This window comes from Flavobacterium hibernum (assembly GCF_000832125.1).
GTDB classification, from domain to species: domain Bacteria; phylum Bacteroidota; class Bacteroidia; order Flavobacteriales; family Flavobacteriaceae; genus Flavobacterium; species Flavobacterium hibernum.
Genome location: NZ_JPRK01000023.1, coordinates 101,146 through 126,355, shown reverse-complemented (window position 1 = coordinate 126,355; position 25,210 = coordinate 101,146). Strand labels below are relative to the sequence as shown.

Annotated in this window: 13 protein-coding genes; 12 read left to right on the top strand and 1 reads right to left on the bottom strand. The window is 34.7% G+C overall.

Features of this window, described 5'->3' with window-relative positions:
* Nucleotides 1-12: 12 nt before the first annotated feature.
* Nucleotides 13-1,707: an ATP-dependent nuclease gene (locus IW18_RS21210; protein WP_041520197.1), complete on the top strand. Its 1,695-nt coding sequence runs from the start codon at nt 13-15 to the stop codon at nt 1,705-1,707.
* A 48-nt stretch (nt 1,708-1,755) separates the two neighbouring features.
* Here IW18_RS21210 and IW18_RS21205 read toward each other — a convergent pair whose 3' ends face one another.
* Entirely contained in the window at nt 1,756-1,968 is a 213-nt protein-coding gene (locus IW18_RS21205; protein WP_041520196.1) for a helix-turn-helix transcriptional regulator, read from the bottom strand.
* 163 nt (nt 1,969-2,131) lie between these two features.
* Between IW18_RS21205 and IW18_RS21200 the strand changes: the two genes are divergently transcribed.
* From IW18_RS21200 to IW18_RS21150, 11 genes are all read left to right on the top strand, one after another.
* Nucleotides 2,132-2,341 (top strand): SymE family type I addiction module toxin, encoded by a 210-nt coding sequence (locus IW18_RS21200; RefSeq protein ID WP_041520195.1) that lies wholly within the window; start codon nt 2,132-2,134, stop codon nt 2,339-2,341.
* Nucleotides 2,342-2,652: 311 nt separating this feature from the next.
* Nucleotides 2,653-4,839, top strand: coding sequence for an alpha-L-rhamnosidase-related protein (locus IW18_RS21195; RefSeq protein WP_041520194.1), 2,187 nt, complete (start codon nt 2,653-2,655; stop codon nt 4,837-4,839).
* Between the two features lie 218 nt (nt 4,840-5,057).
* Nucleotides 5,058-6,731 carry a glycoside hydrolase family protein gene (locus IW18_RS21190; protein ID WP_041520193.1) on the top strand — a complete coding sequence of 558 codons (1,674 nt, stop codon included), beginning with the start codon at nt 5,058-5,060 and terminating at the stop codon, nt 6,729-6,731.
* Between the two features lie 214 nt (nt 6,732-6,945).
* Nucleotides 6,946-8,079, top strand: coding sequence for a glycoside hydrolase family protein (locus IW18_RS21185; protein WP_041520192.1), 1,134 nt, complete (start codon nt 6,946-6,948; stop codon nt 8,077-8,079).
* A 194-nt stretch (nt 8,080-8,273) separates the two neighbouring features.
* Entirely contained in the window at nt 8,274-11,609 is a 3,336-nt protein-coding gene (locus IW18_RS21180; protein WP_041520191.1) for a glycoside hydrolase family 2 TIM barrel-domain containing protein, read from the top strand.
* Nucleotides 11,610-11,817: 208 nt separating this feature from the next.
* Nucleotides 11,818-15,216 carry a glycosyl hydrolase gene (locus IW18_RS21175; RefSeq protein ID WP_041520251.1) on the top strand — a complete coding sequence of 1,133 codons (3,399 nt, stop codon included), beginning with the start codon at nt 11,818-11,820 and terminating at the stop codon, nt 15,214-15,216.
* Nucleotides 15,217-15,374: 158 nt separating this feature from the next.
* Nucleotides 15,375-16,799, top strand: a complete 1,425-nt coding sequence (locus IW18_RS21170; protein WP_041520190.1) for a sialate O-acetylesterase — start codon at nt 15,375-15,377, stop codon at nt 16,797-16,799.
* A 180-nt stretch (nt 16,800-16,979) separates the two neighbouring features.
* A complete protein-coding gene (locus IW18_RS21165; RefSeq protein ID WP_041520189.1) occupies nt 16,980-19,307 on the top strand; it encodes a DUF5703 domain-containing protein in 2,328 nt (775 codons plus the stop codon).
* Between the two features lie 7 nt (nt 19,308-19,314).
* A complete protein-coding gene (locus tag IW18_RS21160; RefSeq protein ID WP_041520188.1) occupies nt 19,315-21,765 on the top strand; it encodes a pectate lyase family protein in 2,451 nt (816 codons plus the stop codon).
* 224 nt (nt 21,766-21,989) lie between these two features.
* A complete protein-coding gene (locus IW18_RS21155; RefSeq protein ID WP_041520187.1) occupies nt 21,990-24,008 on the top strand; it encodes an aceric acid hydrolase in 2,019 nt (672 codons plus the stop codon).
* A gap of 200 nt (nt 24,009-24,208) precedes the next feature.
* A complete protein-coding gene (locus IW18_RS21150; protein WP_041520250.1) occupies nt 24,209-25,198 on the top strand; it encodes a pectinesterase family protein in 990 nt (329 codons plus the stop codon).
* The last annotated feature ends 12 nt before the right edge of the window (nt 25,199-25,210 follow it).

Sequence of the window (25,210 nt, the reverse complement as noted above, 5' to 3'; positions counted from 1 at the left end):
ATTTATTAAAATATGAAAACTGAATTTTGGCTTAATTCACTTGAATTTAAAAACAACTTAACTGTTGATTTAAAAAAGGACTCCATAGTGGTATTTGTAGGCCCAAATAATAGTGGTAAGAGTCGAACACTCCGTGAAATTTTTCAATTGACTAAAGGACAAAAATATAATATTGAAATTTTGAAGTCATTGAAAGTTTCAGCGTCAGGGACTGCTGATGATTTTTTAGAGCTTATAAAAAGTAGAAAGAAAGACGGAAGTTATCGATATTATGAAAGCAGTAGTAATACTGGTATGGATGCGAATGCACTTAAGGGGTATTGGGATAGTTTAGTTGGAGGAAGCCAGAGTTCTGTGGGAGCAATTTCAAATTTTTTAGTAAAATCAATGGATACTGTTAGACGTCTTTCTTTAGTTTCTCCTCCAGAGAATATTGATATTATGGAAGAGATGCGAACACACGCAATTCATGTTTTAAAAGAAGATACAGATAAAGAACTTCAGTTCTCAAAATATTTTGAGCAAGCATTTGGGGAAGAAGTAATTGTCAATCATGGTGCTGGGAAAAAGATTCCTTTACATGTTGGAGAAAGACCTATTGTTACAGCAGAAAATGATCGAGTTTCGACAGAATATCAAAAAAAATTAAGAGAATTACCTTTTTTACATGAACAAGGCGATGGAATGAAAAGTTTTGCTGGTCTGTTTTTGTCATTATTTGCTGAAGATTTTCTTGTTAACTTAATTGATGAACCAGAAGCTTTTTTGCATCCTCCACAAGCAATGTTGTTGGGTCATATGATTTCGCAGAAGTTAGGAAATGATAAACAATTTTTTATTGCAACACATAGTGAACATTTTTTAAAAGGATTATTAGAAAGTGCAGTCGATAGGTTAATTGTAGTAAGAATAGAGCGAAGCAAATCAGCCAATTCTGTAAAAGTTTTAAATAATACTGACTTGCAGAACATTTGGAAAGATTCGATTTTAAGGCATTCAAATATATTAGATGGTTTGTTTCATAAAAGAGTAGCTTTAGTAGAAAGCGATTCTGATTGTAGATTTTATAGTGCAATTACTAGTGCTATTGTTGATAATGAAAAAATTTCTTCGCCTGATATACTTTTTATACAATCAGGAGGAAAACATCGTTTTCCAGTCATTATAAAAGCACTAAGAGAATTAGAAGTGCCATTAACTATTATTGGTGATTTTGATTTTTATCATGATGAAAATCCAACAAAATTTGTTTATGAAAGTCTCGGAGGAGATTGGAATATTATAAAATCTGATTTTATTAAAGTCAAAAAGGCAATAGATGTAAAACGCCCGGAATTAGAAACAGATAAATTGAAAGAAGAAATTAATTCGGTTTTTAGTTCATTTTCAGATAATATTATTCCTGAGCAAAAAATAAAAGATATTCAAAGTCTTCTTAAAAGGTCATCGCCATGGTCACAAGCAAAAGCATCTGGTAAAGCTTATCTTCCTGCAGGAGACATCACGGCATCATTTAATAAGGTGCAAAGTGCTTTCAAAGAAAAAAATTTGCATATTTTGGAATTAGGTGAAATTGAAGCTTTTGATAAAAGTGTGGGAGGTCATGGTCCCAAATGGGTTAATAAAGTTCTGGAAAAAGACTTACTATTAAGTGAAGAACTTGAAGAAGCACGTAAGTTTGTAAATAATACAATATTACAATCCTAGATGATAAAAAAAATGAAAAACGCTTTCCTAATAAGAAAGCGTTTTTTATTATTTATTAGCAGTCGAAACCAACAACTCCCGAATATCAACCTTCAAATATTTAGAAACCTCGTAAAGTGTTTCAATAGAAGGCTGATATTCATTTGTACACCAACGAGAAACAGTTGCTACTGTTTTACCTAAATGATTGGCTAGTTCCTTACTAGTTCTATTGTTTTCAACTAAAACAACTTTTATTCTATTTAACTTAAGTTTCGACACAATGATGATTTATTGCTATATTATGCAAATATGATGCATTTTAAATATAATAAAAAATATAATGAAATTACTTGAAAGCAACATGAAATTATAATTTCACAATATATAATTATTATTTGTAGTATAATTATTATTATTTTTGTTTCGTTAAAAGAGAAATAAAATGAAACAATCAGCGAAAAGACGATTAAAAATTCAACCCAAACATATCGCAAGAGCATATCATCGTTATGTAATATTTCCTGAAATCCGTCTTTGCGGAAAATGGCTTCAGAAAATCGGTTTTAATTATGGGAATTTCGTAACGATTGAACATCGGCAAAATAAAATCATCATTACAACTAATACCGAAAATGAAAAGATCAACAAGTAAGTTTTCAGTAATGATTTTCTACTTTAATAGAAATTAGACGCCGAGATAAACTTTAGAAAATAATTTAAAAATGCTTCATGAATATTGAAGCATTTTTTTGTGGTCAATCCGAAGATGTACTGAATGATAATTCTGACAAGTGGTTGTGATTTTGAAAAATTATAACCTAAATTTTGATGAATTACATAAAAAAAATCCATTAAAATTATCTGAAACATAGTATTTAAGTTAAATAAAGAGTGTTAAACAGGATAGTGCAGGGTGTGAAATGTAAAGATAACACTTATCTTTAGTCCCAAAATAAACTAACTATGCAAAACCGCTTTCCATTTTTTAAAGTTATACTTCTTTTTGTCGCTCTTTTTACTTGTACTTTGGTATCGGCACAGGAAAAATCTAAAGAAGCAACATGGATCTGGTATCCAGGTGATTTTGAAGTTTGGTTAAGCAATAAAATGCAAGTAAGACGTACAGAACGCGAAGCAGTATTTCCGCCGCTTTGGCAATATTACAGTCCTTATGCCTTAGTAACTTTTCAAACAGAAGTAGATATTCCAAAACCAGACGAGGTAAAAATCTACTCCGAAGGACCTTTTCAATTACTTTTAGATGGTGTTCAGGTTTATGGACAACCAAAATCGATAACAATTCCAGCAGGAAAACACAAAATTTCCTTCAAAGTTTATAATCAGGAAGTCTTGCCAGCCATTTATATTGCTGGTAATTATGTTAAATCTGATGCCTCTTGGAAAGTGACCAACGAAGATAAACTTTGGATTGATGAAACTGGAAAAGCACAACAATCTGGCACACCTTGGGTTCCTGTTGGTTCTTGGAATTTTGATGCACCGGAGAATAAACCATCTCAATTTAAACTAACAACAAAACCTTTAAATGCCCAAAAAACCGAAAAAATAGCTGGTGGTCAATTAGTAGATTTTGGTAAAGAAACATTTGGTTACATTAAAATACACGGCTTAAAAGGAAAAGGTAAAGTAGCACTTTATTATGGCGAATCTCGCGAAGAAGCTTTAGATTCTGCCAAATGCGAAACACTAGATCATTTATCTTTTGATGGAAAACAGCCGGAAACATACACACACAATGGATCAAAAGCATTCCGTTATGTTCAAGTACATGCAGATGCATCGGTAAAATACGATTCAATTTCAATGCTTTACGAATATTTACCATTAGACTATCGTGGAGCATTCAAATCATCAGACCAACAATTAAATCAAATTTGGGATGTGTCGGCCTACACAATGCATTTAACATCTCGCGAATTTTTTATAGACGGAATAAAACGCGACCGTTGGGTTTGGTCTGGCGATGCTTATCAAAGTTATTTAATGAATTATTATTTATTTTTTGATTCGGCTTCAGTAGAGCGAACGCTATTGGCACTTCGTGGTAAAGATCCTGTAACGGCTCATGTCAATATCATAATGGATTATTCGCTCTATTGGTTTGTAGGCGTTTACGATTATTACTTGCACACAGGCGACACGAAATTCATCAAAACTTTTTATCCGCGAATGAAATCACTTATGGATTTCTGCTTGGAAAGAAGAAACAAAAACGGATTCCTCGAACCTCTAGAAGGCGATTGGGTTTTTATTGATTGGGCAGACGGATTACCAAAAACTGGCGAAGTTAGTTTTGAGCAAATGCTTTTAGTAAGAAGCCTAGAAGCCATGGAAGTTAGTGCTAAAATTGCCGGCCAAAATGAAGACCAAAAACAATATCAAAAATTATCTAGTGATTTAAAAGCAAAATTATTTGAGGTGTTTTGGGATAAAAAAGAAAACGTGATGAAGCACCAGCGTATCGATGGTAAAGTACAAAACATTGTAACCAGATATGCTAATATGTTTGGTATTTTCTTTAATTATTTTAATGAAGAACAAAAGCAAAGTGTAAAGAATAAGGTGTTACTCAATAAAGATGTTCTTCAAATCACAACACCATACATGCGTTTTTACGAGTTAGAAGCATTATGTGCGATGGGCGAACAGAATTACGTTTTAAAAGAAATGAAAGATTATTGGGGTGGAATGTTGAACGAGGGCGCAACATCTTTTTGGGAAGAATACAATCCAAAGAAAAAAGGAACAGAACATTTGGCGATGTATGGACGTCCTTACGGAAAAAGCCTTTGCCACGCTTGGGGTGCGAGTCCAATTTATTTATTAGGAAAATATTATTTAGGTGTAAAACCAACTGCTCCGGGTTATTCAGAATATGAAATTAAACCAAATCTTGGAGGTTTAAAATGGATGGAAGGAAAAGTGCCAACACCAAACGGAGAAGTTGCATTGTATTGCAGTACCAAAGAAATTAAAGTAAAAGCAGGTGAAGGAGAAGGGAAATTAATTTTTGAAAGTTCAGCCAAACCCAAAGTAAACTCTGGAACTATTATAGAATTAGCCAAAAATAAATATCAATTGACAGTTAAACCAAATGTAGAATATAAAGTGAGTTATAAAGCTATTTAAGTTCTTAGTAATTAGTACATAGTAATTAGTACATAGTAATTAGTACGTAGTTTGTAGCGTCTAGTTTGTCATTTCGACGAAAGGAGAAATCACACGCGTAACCGCAAAGATTGTCGATTACAGTTACAGAGTTTCTAGTGTGATTTCTCTCCCGAAGCTTCGGGATCGAAATGACAATATTGAAGAAATTCAGAAGTCAATAAAAAAATAAATAACCAATGTCACCAAAAAATACAAAATTCAACTTCAAATTAAAAAGCACTTTCCTAATGCTTTTAGCTATCTGTATTCAAGTTTCAGCACAAAACTCAGCTTGGAAACCAGCATCTTTTGAAGTAATCAATAAGTACAAAACTTTCAAAACAACCAAGTATGCTCATGTTTTTTCAGGAAGTAAACACAACATTGTTAAACTTGCTCCAGAATTAGAAGGATTAACGGGAATAGAACTTCCGTTAGAAAGTTATAAAAACGGAACAAATGCTCCTTTAAAATTGAAATTTAAGGAATCAGTACAAATTCTTATTGGAGTTTTTCAAGAAAAAGATAATAAGGAATTTTTTCAGTTTACTGATGATAATCCAAATGCTAAATTAATTCTAAAAAATGCAATTACAATAACAGGATTGCCTCCAATAGACGTGTATGCTTTTTCTTGTCTCGAAGCAACATATTCGTTTAAAAATAAAGGATTATTCATCGTTTTAGGAGTTGTAAAAGCTTCAGAAAAATTAGAATCCAGAAATGCAGAACTTCCAGACGGAAAGCTTTGGAATCCAACATTTATTGTTGAAGGATTTTCAGATGAAAAACCGCTTTTCGAAATTATTGGCGGTGAAAACAAACCCGTTGTTGAAGAAGGAATGCCCGGAACAGAAGGAATTCAAGGTGGTTTTGAAGGCGGACGCGTCGTAAAAGTTGGCGATACCTATCATATGTTTCCAACAGAAAGAGCAGGAGAAATAGGAGTTGATTATTATTACGATCGTGTAAAAACCAAAATTGGACATTGGACTAGTAAAGATGCAATTCATTGGAAACGTGAATCGACAATCTACCAAGCCAGCGGAACTTACGCCATAACCGAGGATGATAACCCAATGAATGATCGCCGTGCCGCTATTTGGTCGTATATGCCTGTTTTTAACGAAAAGGCAAACAAATGGTACGGCTATTATTTAGCGTATACCGTTCATAAAGAAATACAGCCAAACCATTCATTTGGTAGAATTTGGCGCTGTGAATCAACCGTTGAAGGAATCAACGGAATTGGAGGTCCGTATAAAGATATGGGTATCATTATGGAACCCGGCTTAGATTCTCAACCATGGGAAGGACGTCAAGGAGTTGCCTCATTTTTTCCCTATAAAGTAGGCGATAAATACTTCGGATTTTATAGCGGAGCATATCCGTTCAATTCTTGGGCAGATTATCCGAAGAAATCAGGAAAAGGCTGGTTTGTAGCTTTGGCTGAATCTCAAAGTTTAGAAGGACCGTGGACTAGAATTAAAGACGAAAATACACCAATTAAGTCCATGCATCCGTTTTTTGTGGAGAATCCAATTGTGAGCCAACTTCCAAATGGTTTGTATATCGCTATTTTTGATGGAGGCCCGGAAGGTTGGGGACATCATTTGCCGAACATGATTGCCTATTCATTATCCAAAGATGGAAAAAAATGGGGTGAAGCAAGATATATTCCAATCGAAACAAAAGTCGATAAATGGTGGGATATTATGCGTACACCTTTATGTTTAATTCCAGAAGGAAATGATGTCTACACTATAGTTTATGCAGCAATTGACCTAAAAAGAAGATTTCACCCAATGGGAATGGTAAAAGTAAAACTGAACAAAGACGTAATGGAATCCAGATTGAAGGAATTGAAGTGAAAAAGTGAACGCGGATAAAACAGATTTACTTCGTAAAGACGCGGATTTACGCTGCTGTTTTTATTTTAAATGCGCACAATCTTTGTCAAAGTTTTAAACTTTGACAAAGATGCTAAATTGAAAAGTTGAAAAGAAAAAAATCCGTTTTTGATCTGCGTCTTTACGAAGTAAATCCGTGTCATCTGCGTTCAAAAACGTGTTATAATAATACAAAATGAAAAATACAATAAAATATCTCTTGGTTGGAATTACAACACTTTTTATCAGTAGTTGTGCCACCAAATACAAAAAAAGAGAAATTACCGAAACCGTAATGCAGGAAATTTACAATGAAGTAAAAACGCCTTACAAATACGGTTTAGTAATGGTTCCCACAGACAACTCATATAAAATGGATTGTCCGAGTGTATTTAGAAAAGACGGTAAATGGTATATGACCTATTTAATTTACGATGGAAGAGGTTATGAAACCTGGCTTGCAGAAAGTGACAATCTTTTAGACTGGAAATATCTAGGAAAAGTAATGTCTTTTTCAGAAAACGAAAAACATTGGGACGTTAACCAAAAGGCAGGATATATTGCTTTACAAGACCCAACTTGGGGCGGAAGCTACGAATGGGAAAAATACGATGATAAATACTGGATGAGTTATTTTGGCGGCGATAGCAAAGGTTACGAAGCAGGCGTTTTATCAATTGGAATGGCGTATACAAAAGAAGCACCAACAAAACCACACGAATTTCAAAGATTAGAAAACCCGGTTTTAACACCAAAAGACAAAGATGCGAAATGGTGGGATAATAGTACGATGTACAAAAACAGTGTGATTCGTGATAAAGATAAATTGACAGGACACAATTTTATAATGTACTATAATGCCCGTGGTGATAGCATAAATCCTGCTAAAGGCGCAGAACGTATTGCTATGGCAGTATCGAATGATATGAAAGAATGGAAACGTTATGGCGATAAACCTTTAATCAATCATCATAAAGGAATCTCAGGAGATGCTTATATTCAGCGTATTAATGATACTTGGGTAATGTTCTATTTTGGAGCTTTTTGGACAGGTTGGAATCAAGGAGCATTTAACCGTTTTGCAGTTTCGAATGATTTAGTAAACTGGACAGACTGGAAAGGCGATGATTTAATCAAATCATCGGAACCTTACGATAATATGTTTGCCCATAAGTCATTTGTTGTAAAACACGATGGAGTAGTATATCATTTTTATTGCGCCGTAAACAAAGCCGAACAAAGAGGAATTGCTGTTGCAACTTCAAAAGATTTAGGAGTTAGCAAATTGAATTTTGTTGCGCCGCCGGAGAAGGTTAAAAAGAGTAAATAATTTCGCTAGAAGACCTGACAGGTTTTTAAAACCTGTCAGGTCTAATAATTAGAAAATAATAAAGACACAGTTTGTCATTTCGAGGAACGAGAAATCACACGCGTAGCCACAAAGATTGTCGATCATAATTGCGGAATCCCTAGTACGATTCCTACTTCGTCAGAATGACAAAAAACTAAAAAAATATAGAATTAATGTTTAAGCCAGTTCAAATAAATCACTTTTCTAGGTTTCGATTTTCGAATCATAAATTACATTTTACGATTTACATTTTACTTCTAACAATTGGAGCACACGCACAATCTGTAACCGGTGAACCTGCGGGAATTCCTGAGATACCAAAAAAGTACGAATTTGCACCGTGGGAAGATCCAACAGTTACAAGTATAAACCGTCAACCATCACGAGCAACAGCTTATTCATACACCAATGTCGAAGATGCGCTTAAAGGCGATAGAACCAAAAGCCGTTTAAAAATGCTTACTGGCGATTGGGATTTTAAATATGCATCAAACTTAAAAGAAGCATCAAAAGATTTCTATAAAGGAAAAGTTGAAGACTGGAAAAAAATTGAAGTGCCTTCAAACTGGGAATTAAAAGGCTACGATATTCCCATTTACAAAAGTGCCGTTTATCCTTTCAGACCAATAAATCCGCCTTTTATTCCTAAAGATTATAATGGAGTAGGTTCGTATCAACGCAGTTTTACCGTTCCGGAAAACTGGAAAGATATGACCGTAACTTTACATTTTGGAGCCGTTAGTTCAGGCTTTCAAGTTTGGCTAAACGGAGAGTTTTTAGGATATGGAGAAGACAGTTTTTTACCATCAGAATTTGATATTACACCTTATTTAAAAGAAGGAGAAAACGTAGTTTCGGTACAAGTAATTCGCTGGACAGATGGTTCCTATCTTGAAGATCAGGATCATTGGCGCGTAAGCGGAATCCAGCGTGAAGTTTTTATAATGGCAGAGCCAAAACTACGCATTCAGGATTTCTTTTATCAAACTAAATTAGACAAACAATACAAAGACGCCTCATTTCAATTACGACCAAAAGTAGAAAATCTAACAGGCGAAAAAATCAAAGATTATACCTTTCAGGCACAATTATACGACGCAAATAATGTAGCATTATTCAAAGAACCGCTTCAGAAACCCGTGATCGACATGATCAACGAAAGTTATCCGCGTTTGGATAATGTTCGCTTTGGAATGTTTAAAGAAAATATCAGCAATCCAAAAAAATGGAGTTCAGAAGAGCCAAATTTATATACTTTGGTAATGTCGATAAAAGATCCAAAAGGACAAATTACCGAAGTTAAAAGCTGTAAAGTAGGTTTCCGTTCTGTCGAATTCTCTAAAGAAAATGGCAAAATGCTCATCAACGGAAAAGAAACTTACGTTTATGGAGTAAACCGTCACGATCAACATCCAACGAGAGGAAAAGCCGTTACAAGAGACGATATTAAAGAAGATATTACGACGATTAAAAAGTTCAATTTCAATTTTATACGAACAAGTCATTATCCAAACGATCCCTATTTCTACGATTTATGCGATCAATACGGAATTATGGTAATGGACGAAGCAAATCAGGAAACACACGGAATTGGTGGAAAATTAAGCAACGACCCAAAATGGACAAACGCCTATTTAGAGCGCATGACCAGAATGGTTGAGCGCGATAAAAATCATCCATCTGTAGTTTTTTGGAGTTTAGGAAACGAAGGCGGAAAAGGCCCAAATCATGCAGCAATGGCAGGTTGGGTTCACGATTTTGATATTACACGTCCCGTACATTACGAACCTGCACAAGGAAATCCAAGATTAGACGGATACATAGATCCGCTTGATCCAAGATATCCAAAAACAATCGATCACGCCTATAGATTCGAAAATCCGCAAGACGAACCCTATGTCGATATGGTCAGCCGTTTTTATCCGGGCGTTTTTACACCTAAATTTTTAGTAGACCAAAAGAAAGATACGCGACCAATTATTTTTGTCGAATATTCTCATGCAATGGGAAATTCAGTAGGAAACTTAAAAGAATTATGGGATGAATTCCGTTCGCTTCCAAGAGTTATCGGAGGTTGTATTTGGGAATTTAAAGATCAGGGATTAGTGAAAAAAGATCCTGCAACGGGACAGGAATTTTTTGCACACGGAGGAGATTTTGGCGAAAAATATCATGATGGAAATTTCAATACAAAAGGAATTGTCGACTCAAACGGAAAACCAAAAGGTTCTATTTATGAGAATAAATGGATTTATCAACCTGCAACGAGTAGCTTGAAAGATAACTTTCAATTAGAAATTAAAAATCGTCAGGCCGTAAAATCATTGACAGAATATATTCCCGTTTTAAAAGTTTTGGAAAACGGAAATGTTATTAAAACTCAAGTTTTAAAACCGTTCAATTTAGAAGCGGGACAATCAACCATTTTAGATGTAAAACAATATTTGCCAAAACTGAAAAAGGATGCTGAATATTTTCTAAATATTGAATTTCAACTTTCAAAAGATGAACTTTGGGCAACAAAAGGTTACGCTGTCGCGGAAGATCAGTTTCTGTTGAAAAAATCGGATGCCGAAATTGATTTTAGAAACCAAAAAGATTCTAAATACAAAACCACAGAAACAGATTCGGACTTTAAAATTAAAGGAAAGACATTCGAAATTAGTATTAGTAAAGGAAATGGAGCATTGAGTTCGTATGTTTACAATGGTCAAGAACAAGTTTTTGCACCTCTACTGCCTAATTTTGTCAGACCACTTACAGATAACGATAAAAGAGGTTGGAAATCACATAAAGTTTTAAAACCGTGGTATCAGGCAAAACCAAAAGTGTTGAGCACAAAAATGGCAATTGCAATTGATGGAACAATTATTACAAGTGAATATGAAGTTATAAAAGACAGTGCAAAAGTACAAGTCGTTTACAAAATCAATGAAAACGGAGTTATTAAAGTAGATTATAGTTTGAAAGCTACCAACAAATTGCCAAACATTCCAAAAATAGGAATGCAAATGGGCGTTCAAAGAAAATTTGATCAAATTTCGTGGTACGGAAAAGGAGAATTAGAAAACTACATAGACAGAAGTTTCGGTTCATTTGTTGGCAAATATTCTTTGCCAATAAACGATTTTTTAGAGCACTATGTTAAACCTCAGGAAAATGCAAACAGAACCGAAGTGAGATGGATGGCTTTTACAACGCCACAAAAAAACAAAGGTTTATTGGTTGTCGACGATAACAAAGTTTTAAGCATGAGCGCATGGCCGTATACGCAAGAAAACTTAAGTGCTGCCAAACATACATTCGATTTAAAAGATCCCGGATTTTTAACCGTAAATATCGATTTAATTCAAATGGGAGTTGGAGGAAATGACAGTTGGACTTCAGTAGCACAGCCTTTAGAACAATATCAAATTAAGTCAGGAGATTATCAATACAGCTTTTATTTAGTTCCATTTGAAGCACAAAAAAATGGATTAGAAGAAAGTTTGAAGAAGTTTAAATATTAATTGATTAAAAATTAAAAATTAAAAGCACAGTTTGTCATTTCGACGTAAGGAGAAATCTTCGTAAGAAACTCCACAAAGATTGGACTTTCGTTATGGAGCTACTTGTGGAGATTTCTCCTTACGTCGAAATGACAAAAAAATGCGATATATAAAACCCGACAGGTTTTTGAAACCTGTCGGGTTTACAAACGAAAATAAAACAGTAAAAATGTTTCAAAAAAAATACTTCTTTTTAATATTACTTTTTGCGGGAATCCTTTCCGCACAGGAAATCCATAAAAAAGAAAATACCCTTTTTCAACCTACAAAAGAATCCTCAAAACCGTGGACGTATTGGTATTGGATGCAAAGTGCCTATTCTAAAGAAGGCATCACAGCCGATTTAGAAGCGATGAAACGAGCAGGTATCGAAGGAGCTTATTTAATGACGATAAAAGGCCCCGCAAATCCGCCATTGATAAATCCGCCAGTTTTGCAGTTAAGCAAGGAATTCTGGGATTTGGTACGTTGGGCTTTATTAGAAGCAGATCGAGTTGGAGTAAAAATAGGATTTCATCCCGCCGACGGTTTTGCCGTTGCAGGAGGACCGTGGATAACGCCCGAAATGTCAATGCAAAAAGTAGTTTGGAAAGATACAATCCTAAGCGGAAACAACTTTAAAAATTTAAAACTAGCCGTTCCAAATCACTACAAAGACTATTATAAAGATATCGCCACATTTGCTGTTCCGGTAAAAGAGAGTTTTATTACATCAAATAAAAAAAGACCAAAAATAACATGCACAAATCCCGAATCTGATGCAACAATTTTAAGTTCATCAGATAAAGACGGACTATTTAGAATGCCAAATAAGGGTTGGATTCAGTATGAATTTGATGAACCGTTTTTATGTAAATCCATCCAAATAGAAACCAAAGGGAATAATTATCAGGCGCATCGTTTAATAATTGAATATAGCAAGGATGGCATAAATTTTCAAAGTTTAGGAAGATTAATAACGCCACGTCACGGCTGGCAGGATGTTGATGCATTTTATACGCACAGCATTGTACCTACAAAAGCAAAATATTTTAGATTCGTTTACGATCCAGAAGGGACAGAACCTGGCGCAGAAGATCTTGATCCTGCTAAATGGAATCAAGGTTTAAAAGTGGCAAAAATATACTTGTCAAACGAACCCTTAATTGATAATTATCAAGGAAAATCAGGAGCTATTTGGAGATTAAGCCCACAAGTAACGGAAAATGAAATTAGTGCCGCAGATTGTATCGATCCATCAAAAATGATCAATATTTCGAAGTTTGTAGATGTAAACGGAGTTTTAAATTGGAAAACTGCTACGAAAGGAAATTGGAGAATCATTCGTTTCGGACATACTTCTACAGGACACGAAAATGCTACAGCAGGAGCAGGAAGAGGTTTAGAAGTAGATAAATTTAATCCCGAAGCCATTCGTTTTCAATTAGATCATTGGTTTGGTGAAATGCTTCGCGTTGCGGGTCCTGAATTAGCTTCAAAAGTGGTTAAAATTCTTCACATGGACAGTTGGGAATGCGGAAGCCAAAACTGGTCGCCTGTTTTTAGAAACGAATTTAAAACTCGCAGAGGTTATGATATTGTAGATTATCTGCCGGTTATGGCGGGAATTCCTGTAAAAAATATTGAAACATCTGAGAAAGTTTTATATGATGTTCGAAAAACAATTTCAGAATTGGTTGCCGAAAATTTCTTTGGAACTTTACTACAAATTGCTGACGATGCCAACGTAAAATTTAGTTCAGAAAATGTCGCGCCAACCATGATGAGCGACGGACTTTTGCATTTTAAATATATCGATTATCCAAGTGGCGAATTTTGGCTAAAAAGCCCAACGCACGACAAACCAAACGATATGTTAGATGCTATTTCTGGCGGACATATTTATGGAAAAAATATTATTCAGGCAGAAGCTTTTACGGCTCTAAAAATGGATTGGGACGAACATCCGGGAAATTTAAAAGTGGTTGCCGACAGAAATTATGCTTTAGGAATTAACCGGTTTTTCTATCACGTTTTTGTACATAATCCGTGGTTGGACAGAAAACCGGGAATGACTCTGGACGGAATTGGAACCTATTTTCAAAGAGATCAAACTTGGTGGGAACCCGGAAAAGCATGGTTTGAATATTGCCAAAGAGTACAGTTTCAATTGCAAAAAGGAAAACCAGTTATAGATTTGGCCGTTTTTATTGGCGAAGATTTACCATCTCGTTCCATACTTCCGGATCGTTTAGTACCTTTTATTCCGAATATTTTTGGAAAAGAAAGAGTCGAAAGTGAAGCCATTCGTTTAAAAAATGAAGCACAGCCAAGCGCTAAAATGCCAAAAGAAGTTAATTTCTCTAAAAATTCAACCGATTTATCGCAATGGATTAACGCAATGAACGGTTATCAATACGATTCGTTCAACTCAGATGTTTTGATAAACCGTGCAAAAGTAGAGAACGGAAAAATATCTTTTGAAGGCGGAATTGAATATGGGGCTTTATTGTTTCCTGGAAGTCATAAAATGGCTCCAAATAAGTTGCTTTCTTTGGCTTCCGCCGAAAAAATATTGCAATTAGTAAATGATGGAGCAACCGTTTTTGTAGACGAAAAACCAAATTTAGAACCGGGTTTACAATCGAATGAAGATTTTAAAAAATGGCAGAATGTAATTGATCAAATTTGGAATAACTCTAACGCGTCAACTTGGAAAATAGGAAAAGGAACTGTTATTAAATTACCTTATTTAGAAAATGATTTTGCTTCAATTGGAATTACGCAAGATGTTTACTTTCCAAATTTAAACAGAACCGATGCTGAAACAATTGCCTGGACACACCGAAAATCTAATACAGAAGATGTTTATTTTATTTCGAATCAAAATGCAGTAAAACGTTCTTTTGAAGCTTCGTTTAGAATAGCAGGAAAAATTCCGGTTTGGTACAATCCCGTTACTGACAAAACTTCTGATGTATCTAATTGGAAGATCGAAAATGGACGAACAATTGTGACTATAAATTTAGAGGTAAACGAATCTGGTTTTGTAATTTTTAAAGACAAAACGAAAGAAGTTTTAGCTGAAGGAAAATCTTCTGAATTTGAAAATGTTCAGACTTTGGATGAAAAGTGGGAATTACAATTTGATCCGGCATTTAAAGGTCCGAAAGAAGTTGTAAAAACAAACAAACTTTTTGATTGGAGTACTTCAAGTAATGATCAGATTAGGTATTATTCAGGAACTGTACTCTATAAAAAAGAGTTTATCTGGAAAGGAAAAAATACCGATAAAATCTGGATTGATTTAGGTGAAATTGCCAATATTGCCGAGATCAAAATTAACGGAAAAGATTGCGGCACACTTTGGACATTTCCTTTTAAAACAGATATTTCCCAAGCCTTAAAAAAAGGAAAAAACACAATAGAAATCAGCATCACTAATACGTGGGCAAACCGATTAATGGGCGACCAAAAATTGCCGAAAGTAGAACGATTAACATGGACAAATGCAACATATCGTTTAGAAGGAGAACCTTTGCTTAAAGCTGGTTTATTTGGACCAGTTGTGCTTGTGAAAGAGAAATAAATAAAAATTTAGCCACAGATTAAAATGATTAACACAGATTAAATATCAGCCACAAATTCACGAATTTTTCTAATTATATGTTTTAAAATAATTTGTGAATTCGTGGCATAAAAAAATCAAAATAATCCTTTTAATCTGTGGCAAAAAAAAAATATAAAATGAAAAAATTAATTATTGTTTTTTTAGTGATTTTGTCAAGCATTCAAATCAATGCAAAAATCAAACTGCCGGCATTGTTTACCGACAACATGATGTTGCAGCAAAAATCAAACGCGCCAATTTGGGGCTGGGCAGAAAAGAATGCAAATGTTACCATAAAAACATCATGGAATTCTAAAATCTACAAAGCAAAAGCAGACAATTCCGGTAAATGGAAAACAGAATTACAAACACCATCATTTGGTGGCCCGTATACGATTGAAGTTTCAGAAGGAGCCGAAAAAGTCAGTATTAAAAATGTTTTAATTGGTGAAGTCTGGCTTTGTTCAGGACAGTCGAATATGGAAATGCCATTAAAAGGATTTCAAGGTCAGCCCGTTAAAAACGGAAATGAAATCATCGTAAGATCAAGTAATAAAAACATTCGATTAATCACAATTCCGCGTGCTACAGTTTTAGAACCTTTGAAAGATTTTGAAGGAAAGTGGGAAGTAGCTTCTCCTAAATCAACATCAAATTTTAGTGCAACAGCTTGGTATTTCGGATCGCTTTTGCAAGAAGTTTTAGATGTTCCTGTTGGTTTAATTCATGTTTCGTACGGAGGTTCAAGCATGGAAGCGTGGATGAATCAGGAAATGCTAAAAGATTTTGCAAGTGCTAAAATTCCAACAACAAAAGAAGAATTGGCAAAAGATCCAAATCGTATTCCGACAACTTTGTTTAACGGAATGCTTTCGCCTGTTATTGGTTACGGAATAAAAGGCTGTATTTGGTATCAGGGAGAATCAAATTACGAAAGAGCATCTGAATATACTGCTTTAATGAAAAAAATGGTAAGCAGTTGGAGAACTTTATGGAAACAAGGAGATTTTCCGTTTTACTATGCTCAGATCGCGCCGTTTAATTATGCTTCATTTCATCCAAAAGATTATTTAGAAAAATACAATTCGGCCTATATAAGAGAAGCGCAATTGAAAGCTTCAAAAGAGATTCCAAATTCTGGAATGGCAGTTTTAATGGATGTTGGAGAAGAAAATAATATTCATCCAATGGATAAGGAAAAAGGCGGAAACCGTTTGGCTTTTCAAGCTTTGGCAAAAACCTACGGAATTGAAGGTTTCGAATTTGAAAGTCCGAAATACAAATCGATGGAAATAAAAGACGGTTCGGTTACAGTTTCTTTTGATGATGTGACTAACGGAATTACGTCTTATGATAAAGAAGTAACAGGTTTTGAAATAGCGGGAGAAGACAAAGTCTTTTATCCGGCCAAAACGGTTGTCAGAAGAAAATCAGTAGTGTTAACATCTGATAAAGTGGCTAAACCAGTTGCTATACGTTATTTATGGAAAGATTTCGCAAAAGCTGAATTGTTTAGTGCAGGAGGTTTGCCGGTTTCATCTTTTAGGACTGATGAATGGTGATTTATAATGGTTAATTGTGAATTGTGAATGATGAGTTTACCTCTAGTTTGTCATTTCGAGGAACGAGAAATCGCACTAGAAGTTCCGCATAGAATGTCTTTAATCTTTGTCGATTTACGTGTGCGATTTCTCGTTCCTCGAAATGACAAATGAGACGAATAATTAAAATTAAATAATAAATTGAAATACATAAAATACATACTTCTCTTTACTACGCTTTGCCTTAAAGCGCAGATTCCTGTGCTGGAAAATTACAATCAAATCTGGACAACGCAAAGCAATAATTCATCGGAATCTATGCCTTTGGGCGGCGGTGATATTGGGATGAATGTTTGGGTAGAAAATGGCGATTTGTATTTTTATTTCTCGCGAAGTGGGACTTTTGACGAACACAATACTTTATTGAAATTAGGAAGAATAAAAGTGAGTTTAAGTCCGAATCCTTTTGCTGGAAAAGAGGGTTTTCATCAGGAGTTAAAACTCAAAGATGGATATGTTTTAATAGGTCAAAATGATACTAAAATTAAACTTTGGGTAGATGTTTTTAAACCTATTATTCATGTTGATTTAGAAAGTAAGACTTCGCTTAAAATGACAGCTTCTTATGAAAGTTGGCGTTATAAAAACCGTGATTCAAAGGGAAAAGCGAATAATGCCAATTCTTATAAATGGGCACCTCAAGGTGATATTATTACGCACAAAGATTCAATTTCATTCGAAAATAACGGAATAAAATTCTATCACAGAAATAGAGAAAACACCGTGTTTGATGTTGCCGTTAAACAACAAAAAATGGAATCGGTAAAAGAGCAAATGCTAAACCCGATTGCGAATTTAACTTTCGGCGGATTTATGACAGGAGATAATTTAAAACCTGACGGAACTTATTTAGGTAAATACCAATCGACAGATTTTAAAGCTTATACTTTATCAAGTATAAAACCATCGAAAAAACATTCGTTACAACTTTATTTAAATACTAGCCAATCGGATTTGAACACTTGGAAAAATGAATTGAATAATCAAATTTCATCCAATAAAAACACTTCAAAACAAGCAGAAAAGAACACGATAAAATGGTGGAATAATTTCTGGAATCGCAGTTATATCTTTACACAAAAAAATCAGACGACAGCAAAAGATTCAGTGTATCAAATTGGGCAGAATTATCAGTTATTTCGCTATATGTTAGGCTGTAATGCGTACGGAAAATATCCAACAAAATTCAACGGCGGACTATTTACGGTTGATCCTGTTTTTACAAATCCGGATTTAGATTTTACTCCCGATTTTAGAAATTGGGGCGGAGGAACGATGACGGCACAAAACCAGCGTTTGGTTTATTTTCCGATGGTAAAAAGTGGCGATTTTGATATGATGAAATCGCAGCTGGATTATTATTTGAGTTTACAGAAAAATGCCGAATTAAGAAGTAAAGTGTATTGGAATCATAACGGTGCTTCATTTACAGAACAACTGGAAAATTTCGGTTTGCCAAATCCTGCCGAATACGATTGGAAACGTCCTGCAGATTACGATGCAGGAATGGAATATAACGCTTGGTTAGAATATGAATGGGATACGGTTTTTGAATTCTGTCAAATGATGTTGGAACAAAAAGAATATGTGGGAGCAGACATTCAAAAGTACAATTCGTTTATTATAAGCTGTCTTCGATTTTTTGATGAACATTATCAATATCTGGCAAAACAGCGAGGAAGAAAAGCTTTAGACGGAAACGGAAAATTAGTTTTATACCCGGGTTCAGGTGCTGAAACTTATAAAATGGCGTACAATGCAAATAGTACGATTTCGGCTTTACAGATAATTACAGAAAGTCTTTTAAACCTTTCTTCTAAGGAATTGTCAAAAGAAGCATTAGAATATCTAAAAGGATTTCAAACCAGAATTCCGCCTTTAAATTTCGGACAGATCGAAAATCATAAAGTGTTAGTTCCAGCAAAATCTTGGGAAAGAGTTAATAATTCTGAAGTTCCACAATTGTATCCTGTTTATCCGTGGGGAATTTATGGCGTAGGAAAACCAGATTTAGAAACGGCAGTAAATACATGGAAATACGATCCTGATGCTTTAAAATTTAGAAGTCATATTGGTTGGAAACAAGATAATATTTTTGCAGCGCGATTAGGTTTAACAAATGAGGCTGCAAAATATAACACTTTAAAAATGGCAAATTCAGACCGAAGATTCCCTGCTTTTTGGGGACCTGGTTTTGATTGGGTTCCCGATCATAATTGGGGCGGATCCGGAATGATTGGGATGCAGGAAATGCTTTTGCAGGAAACCGATGGGAAAATTTATCTTTTTCCGGCTTGGCCAAAAGAATGGAATGTACATTTTAAATTACATGCAAAACAAAATACGACGATTGAAGTAGAATTGGTTAATGGCGAATTAAAAGTTTTACAAGTAATTCCTGAAGAAAGAAAAAAAGATGTAATAAATCTGTTGAATAAATCAGCGGAAGAAAAAATAAAATTAAATTAAAAAAAACATGATAAAGAAATTAGTTGGTTCGTTTGCTTTGGCACTACTTTTTGCTGCAAATGGACAAGCACAATCAGATGAAAAACAAATCGTAAAAGTCGATTTTGATTTTTTTCAAAGAAGATTAGATGAAGTACATGATCCAAATTATGAATCATGGGTCATTAACGATGCTAAAGAAGCAGAAAAGTCTTTTAATAATGTAACTTTTAAGCTGAAAGGAAACTTTACTTCAAAATGGTATAAAGTGGGCATGAATGCGCCTTATTATAACAGATTAGGAAGTGACGGATTGGTAACAGCTGAAAATTTAGAATTAAAAATAAGCGGATTGAAAGCAGGAAAACATACGCTTTTAACTTTTCACAACGCTTTTGATGTGATTACAGGAAAAACATTTTCGCCTATAAAAATCTATGTTAACGGTAAGCTTCAGGAAACCATAAATGCCAGCCAAAGAGCCAATATGAAAATTGATGCTGCGATGGCATATACTACATTTAATGCAGAAAAAGGTAAAGATGTAATCGTTCGTTTTGAAATTGATCCAACCACAAATCCTGACATTGTAAAACAAATTGTAATTAACGGTTTTGAAATTGATACTCCAAACTTAAAAAATCAGGCGAGAACTCCGGAACCAAAAAATAGAGATGAACATGTGGTTGTAGACAAAAACGCCCTTTTAAAATGGGATGCTCCAAAAGATGCAGTTACTCATAAACTCTATTATGGCGAAGACGAAAATGCTGTTAGTAACGCAAATGAATCTTCAAAAGAATTTAAAGGAAAATTAACTACAACAACATTTCATGTTTCTAATTTGTACAGCGGTTCAACTTATTACTGGCGTGTAGATGAAGTAGCAAGTAATGGCGATGTAACGTTAGGAAATGTTTGGTCGTTCAAACCTGCGCAATTGGCTTTTCCAGGAGCTGAAGGATACGGACGTTTTGCCGTTGGTGGACGTGGTGGAAAAGTGATTGAAGTAACGAATTTAAATGACGATGGACCGGGAAGTCTTCGCGATGCCGTAAATCAGGAAATTGGACCAAGAACCATTGTTTTTAATGTTTCAGGAAATATAAAACTAGCTTCGAGATTGGTTGTAAATCAGCCTTATATTACTATTGCAGGACAAACTGCTCCGGGTGAAGGAATCACGCTTAGTAGAGCGCCAATTGGTCTTACAGGAAATGACGGAGTTGTTCGATTTTTGAAAGTTAGAATTGGCGGCGGAACTACTTTTGACGGCATGGGATTAACGGGTGCAAATTATAGTATTATCGATCACTGTTCTATAAGCTGGACAATCGACGAGTCGTTTAGTTCTCGTGGCGCACATCATATTACTTTACAGCGTACTTTAATTTCTGAAGCCCTAAATGTGGCAGGTCATGATAAATACGAAGCAGGAAAAATGCACGGTTATGCGGCAACAATTGGTGGTGATATTGGTAGTTTTCACCACAATTTATTAGCACATAATTACGGTCGTAACTGGAGTATTGGTGGCGGTTTAAATGGCGATGGTTATTATTCCGGCAAAGTAGATATTACCAATAATGTAGTTTATAATTGGGGACATCGCACCACAGATGGAGGTGCAAACGAAGTAAATTTTGTAAACAATTATTACAAACCGGGAGCTTCGACAAATATTTTTGTAGCCTTAAATGCGCAACACGAAGGAGTTGGAAAAGGAATGCAACGTTATTATTTTAACGGAAATGTAATGCCGGGTTATTTTGATGAAAAATCTCAGGAAAAAGGAAGAAAAATGACCGTAACGAATAAAGAAATGGTTAATTATGAAACTTTTGTTGATAAGCCATTTTTTCAATCCTTTGTAGAAACACAATCGGCTAGAGCAGCTTACAAAAATGTATTATCAGATGTTGGGGCAAATCAGCCATTTTTTGATAAACATGATAATCGAATTGTAGAGGAAACTTTAAAAGGAACTTTTACTTACAAAGGAAGCAAAAGCGGTTTAGGCGGAATGATCGACAACGAACAAGATGCTGGCGGATGGCCAAATTTTGCAACAGAAACGCGTCCAGCAGATTTTGATACAGATCATGACGGATTGCCAAACTGGTGGGAAAAAGCATTTGGCTTAAATGAAAATTCTAAAGCAGGAGATTTCTCAGATGCTAATCAAGATGCAGATAAAGATGGATTTACACAACTAGATAATTATTTGGATTGGTTGGCTCAGCCTCATTTTATCATGAATTTAGGAGAGAAAAAAACTTTAAATGTAGCGGATTACTTTAAAGGTTATGAAAAGAAACCAGTTTATACTTTCTCTGATTTAAAAAATGGAAAAGCAGTTTTAAAAGGAAAAGAAATTCAGTTTACAACAGTTGAGAAAGGTTTCGCTTCTTTCATCCTAACCGTAAAAGATGCAGACGGAGATTCTATGAGCAGAACGATTAATTTCTTCGTAAAGTAGAAAAAAGATTTCACGCAGATTTTACAGATTTAGGCAGATCTACGCAGATTTTAGTTAAAAAAAGCAAATTAATCAAAATTAATCAGCTTAAATCTGCGAGATCTGCGTGAAAAATTACAGCACAAAGATTCGTAGATTAAGCAGATAAAAAATCCATTTTAATCTGCGTTTTGCCAAGGGCAATCCGTTTTATCAGCGTTACAAAATCATCATAAAAAGAACAAATGAAAAAGAACATCATCATAACATCTTTATTTCTTTCAACCGTAATCTTTGCACAAAACAAAGGTTTGGTTGCCAATTCTCAAAGTCCATATTCGAAGTTACAAAGTGTTGGTCTTGAAGAAGTAAAATGGACAAACGGTTTCTGGAAAGAACAATTTGATGTAGAAACCAAAAATACACTGCCTTATATGTGGGATTTGTATCATAATGATTCGATTTCGCATGCTTATAAAAACTTTGAGATTGCAGCAGGCGTAAGCAAAGGAACTTTTAAAGGGCCATCTTTTCATGACGGAGATTTTTATAAAATTTTTGAAGGAATGGCAGCTACTTACGCTGTAACGAAAGACAAAAAACTGGATGCAGAAATGGATAAAGCCATTGCGCTTTTTGCAAAAGTACAGCGCAAAGATGGTTATATTCATACACCAGTTTTAATCGATGAACGTTGGGGAACTTTAGGCCCTGAGGAGGTAAAAAAACAATTGGGTTTTGAGAAATACAATATGGGACATTTAATGACTGCAGCCTGTATTCATTATCGTGCGACCGGAAAAACCAATTTTCTCGAAATTGCAAAAGGTGTAGCCGATTATTTGTATGATTTCTATAAAAAAGCTTCTCCGGAATTAGCTCGAAATGCTATTTGTCCGTCTCATTATATGGGAATTGTCGAAATGTACAGAACGACTAAAAATCCGAAATATCTAGAATTAGCCAATAATTTAATTGACATTAGAGGAATGACAAACGACGGAACAGATGATAATCAAGACAGGATTCCGTTTAGACAGCAAACCACTGCAATGGGTCACGCTGTAAGAGCAAATTATTTATACGCCGGAGTTGCAGATTTGTATGCAGAAACGGGTGAAAAGAAATTATTAGACAATCTCGAATCGATTTGGGATGATGTTACGTATCGTAAAATGTATATTACTGGAGCTTGTGGTTCTTTGTATGATGGAGTTTCGCCAGATGGAACATCTTATGATCCAACTGTAGTGCAGAAAATTCATCAGGCTTACGGAAGACCCTTTCAATTACCAAATGCAACGGCTCATACCGAAACCTGTGCCAATATTGGAAATGTTTTATGGAACTGGAGAATGCTTCAAATTACAGGTGATGCCAAATATGCAGACATCGTAGAATTGGCATTGTATAATAGTGTACTTTCAGGAATGGATTTAGAAGGTGAAAAATTTCTTTATAACAATCCGTTGAATGTTTCTAATGATTTGCCGTTTCATCAGCGCTGGGGAAATGAGCGTGAAGGATATATTGCATTGTCAAACTGTTGTGCACCAAATGTAACAAGAACCGTTGCGGAAGTTGGAAATTATGCTTACAATATTTCAAAAGAAGGTTTATATGTCAATTTATACGGAAGTAATAATTTGAAAACAAAATCCTTAAACGGAGAAGAAATAGAAGTTGAACAGCAGACGAATTATCCGTGGGATGGAAAAATTTCATTAAAAATTGTAAAAGCGTCAAAAGATTTACAGAATTTCTTTTTAAGGATTCCGGGTTGGAGCCAGAATGCTTCTGTTTCAGTTAATAATGCAAAGATTAATGATAAAATCGTTTCCGGGACTTACTTAAAATTAAATCAAAAATGGAAAAAAGGAGATGTGATTGAATTGAATCTTCCAATGCCGGTTGAATTAATGGAAGCGAATCCTTTGGTAGAAGAGGTTAAGAATCAAATAGCTGTAAAAAGAGGACCTTTAGTTTATTGTTTAGAATCAGATCAGCTTCCTGCTAAAACTAGTGTAAATGATATTATTTTAAATGTAAATTCGAAATTTACAACTAATAGATTCACCTTAAACAATAGAAATTTAGTTAGTATTGATGCCGAAGCGGTTATAAATTCGAATAATTCATGGAATAAAACTTTATACAAACCGCTATCCTCTAAAGATGCAACTGCGGTTCCTGTAAAATTGATTCCGTATTTTGCATGGGGAAATAAAGGAAAAGGTGAAATGACGGTTTGGATGTCGCATTAGATTTTGAAAGCAGATAAAACGGATTTACTTCGTAAAGATGCAGATTAAAACGGATTTTAACCCTACAGTTTGTCATTTCGAGGAACGAGAAATCTCCACGAGAAGCTCGACAAAGACTAGCGAATCACTATGAGGAGTTGCTTGCGAAGATTTCTCCTTCGTCGAAATGATATAAAATGAGAATAATTAAATTAAAAAATATGAAATCAGCCCTAGCTTTATTATTATTTTTAACCACTATGTTTTTATCAGCTCAAACGCTTGATAATAAATTTGCATTAACCGTTGCTCAAGATGGTTCGGGAGATTTTAAAACGATTCAGGAAGCCGTAAATAATGTAAAAGATAGTTTGAATAAACGAACCGTAATTACAATTAGACCTGGAGTTTATGTTGAAAAATTGGTTATTCCAGCAACAAAAACTTTTATTACTCTAAAAGGTTTAGACAGAGATAAAACGATTATTTCGTTTGATGATTATTCCGGTAAACCAGTTAGAGAAATTGATGCATCTGGGAAAAAAGAATTCGGAACATCTACATCGTATTCCTTTTTAATTTTAGGAAATGACTGTACACTCGAAAATCTTACGGTCGAAAATACAGCGGGAAGAGTAGGACAAGCTGTTGCACTGCATATAAAAAGCGACAGAGTTATCGTAAAGAACTGTAATATATTAGGAAATCAGGATACACTTTATTTATCAGAAGGAAATACGCGTACATATTTTGAAAATTGTTTTATCAACGGAACAACCGATTTTATTTTTGGTGCTGCTACAGCTTATTTTTATAAATGTACTATTGAGAGCTTAACAAATTCATACATCACCGCAGCTTCAACACCACAAGGGCAACCGTATGGTTTTGTTTTTACAGATTGTAAACTTACCGCAAAAGAGAATACTGTAGACAAAGTTTTTCTAGGAAGACCTTGGCGACCGTATGCTCAAACCGTTTTTATAAATACTGAAATGGGTTCGCATATAATACCTGAAGGTTGGAATGAATGGATTGACAAAAGATTTCCGGATAAAGACAAAACAGCTTATTATGCAGAATACGGAAGCAAAGGAGCAGGAGCAAAAGATTTATCTAAAAGGGTAAAATGGTCATACCAATTAGAAAAATCGGCTCTAAAAAAATATAAAATAGAGAAGGTGTTTAACGATTGGAATCCAAATAAATAAAAAATATATTGA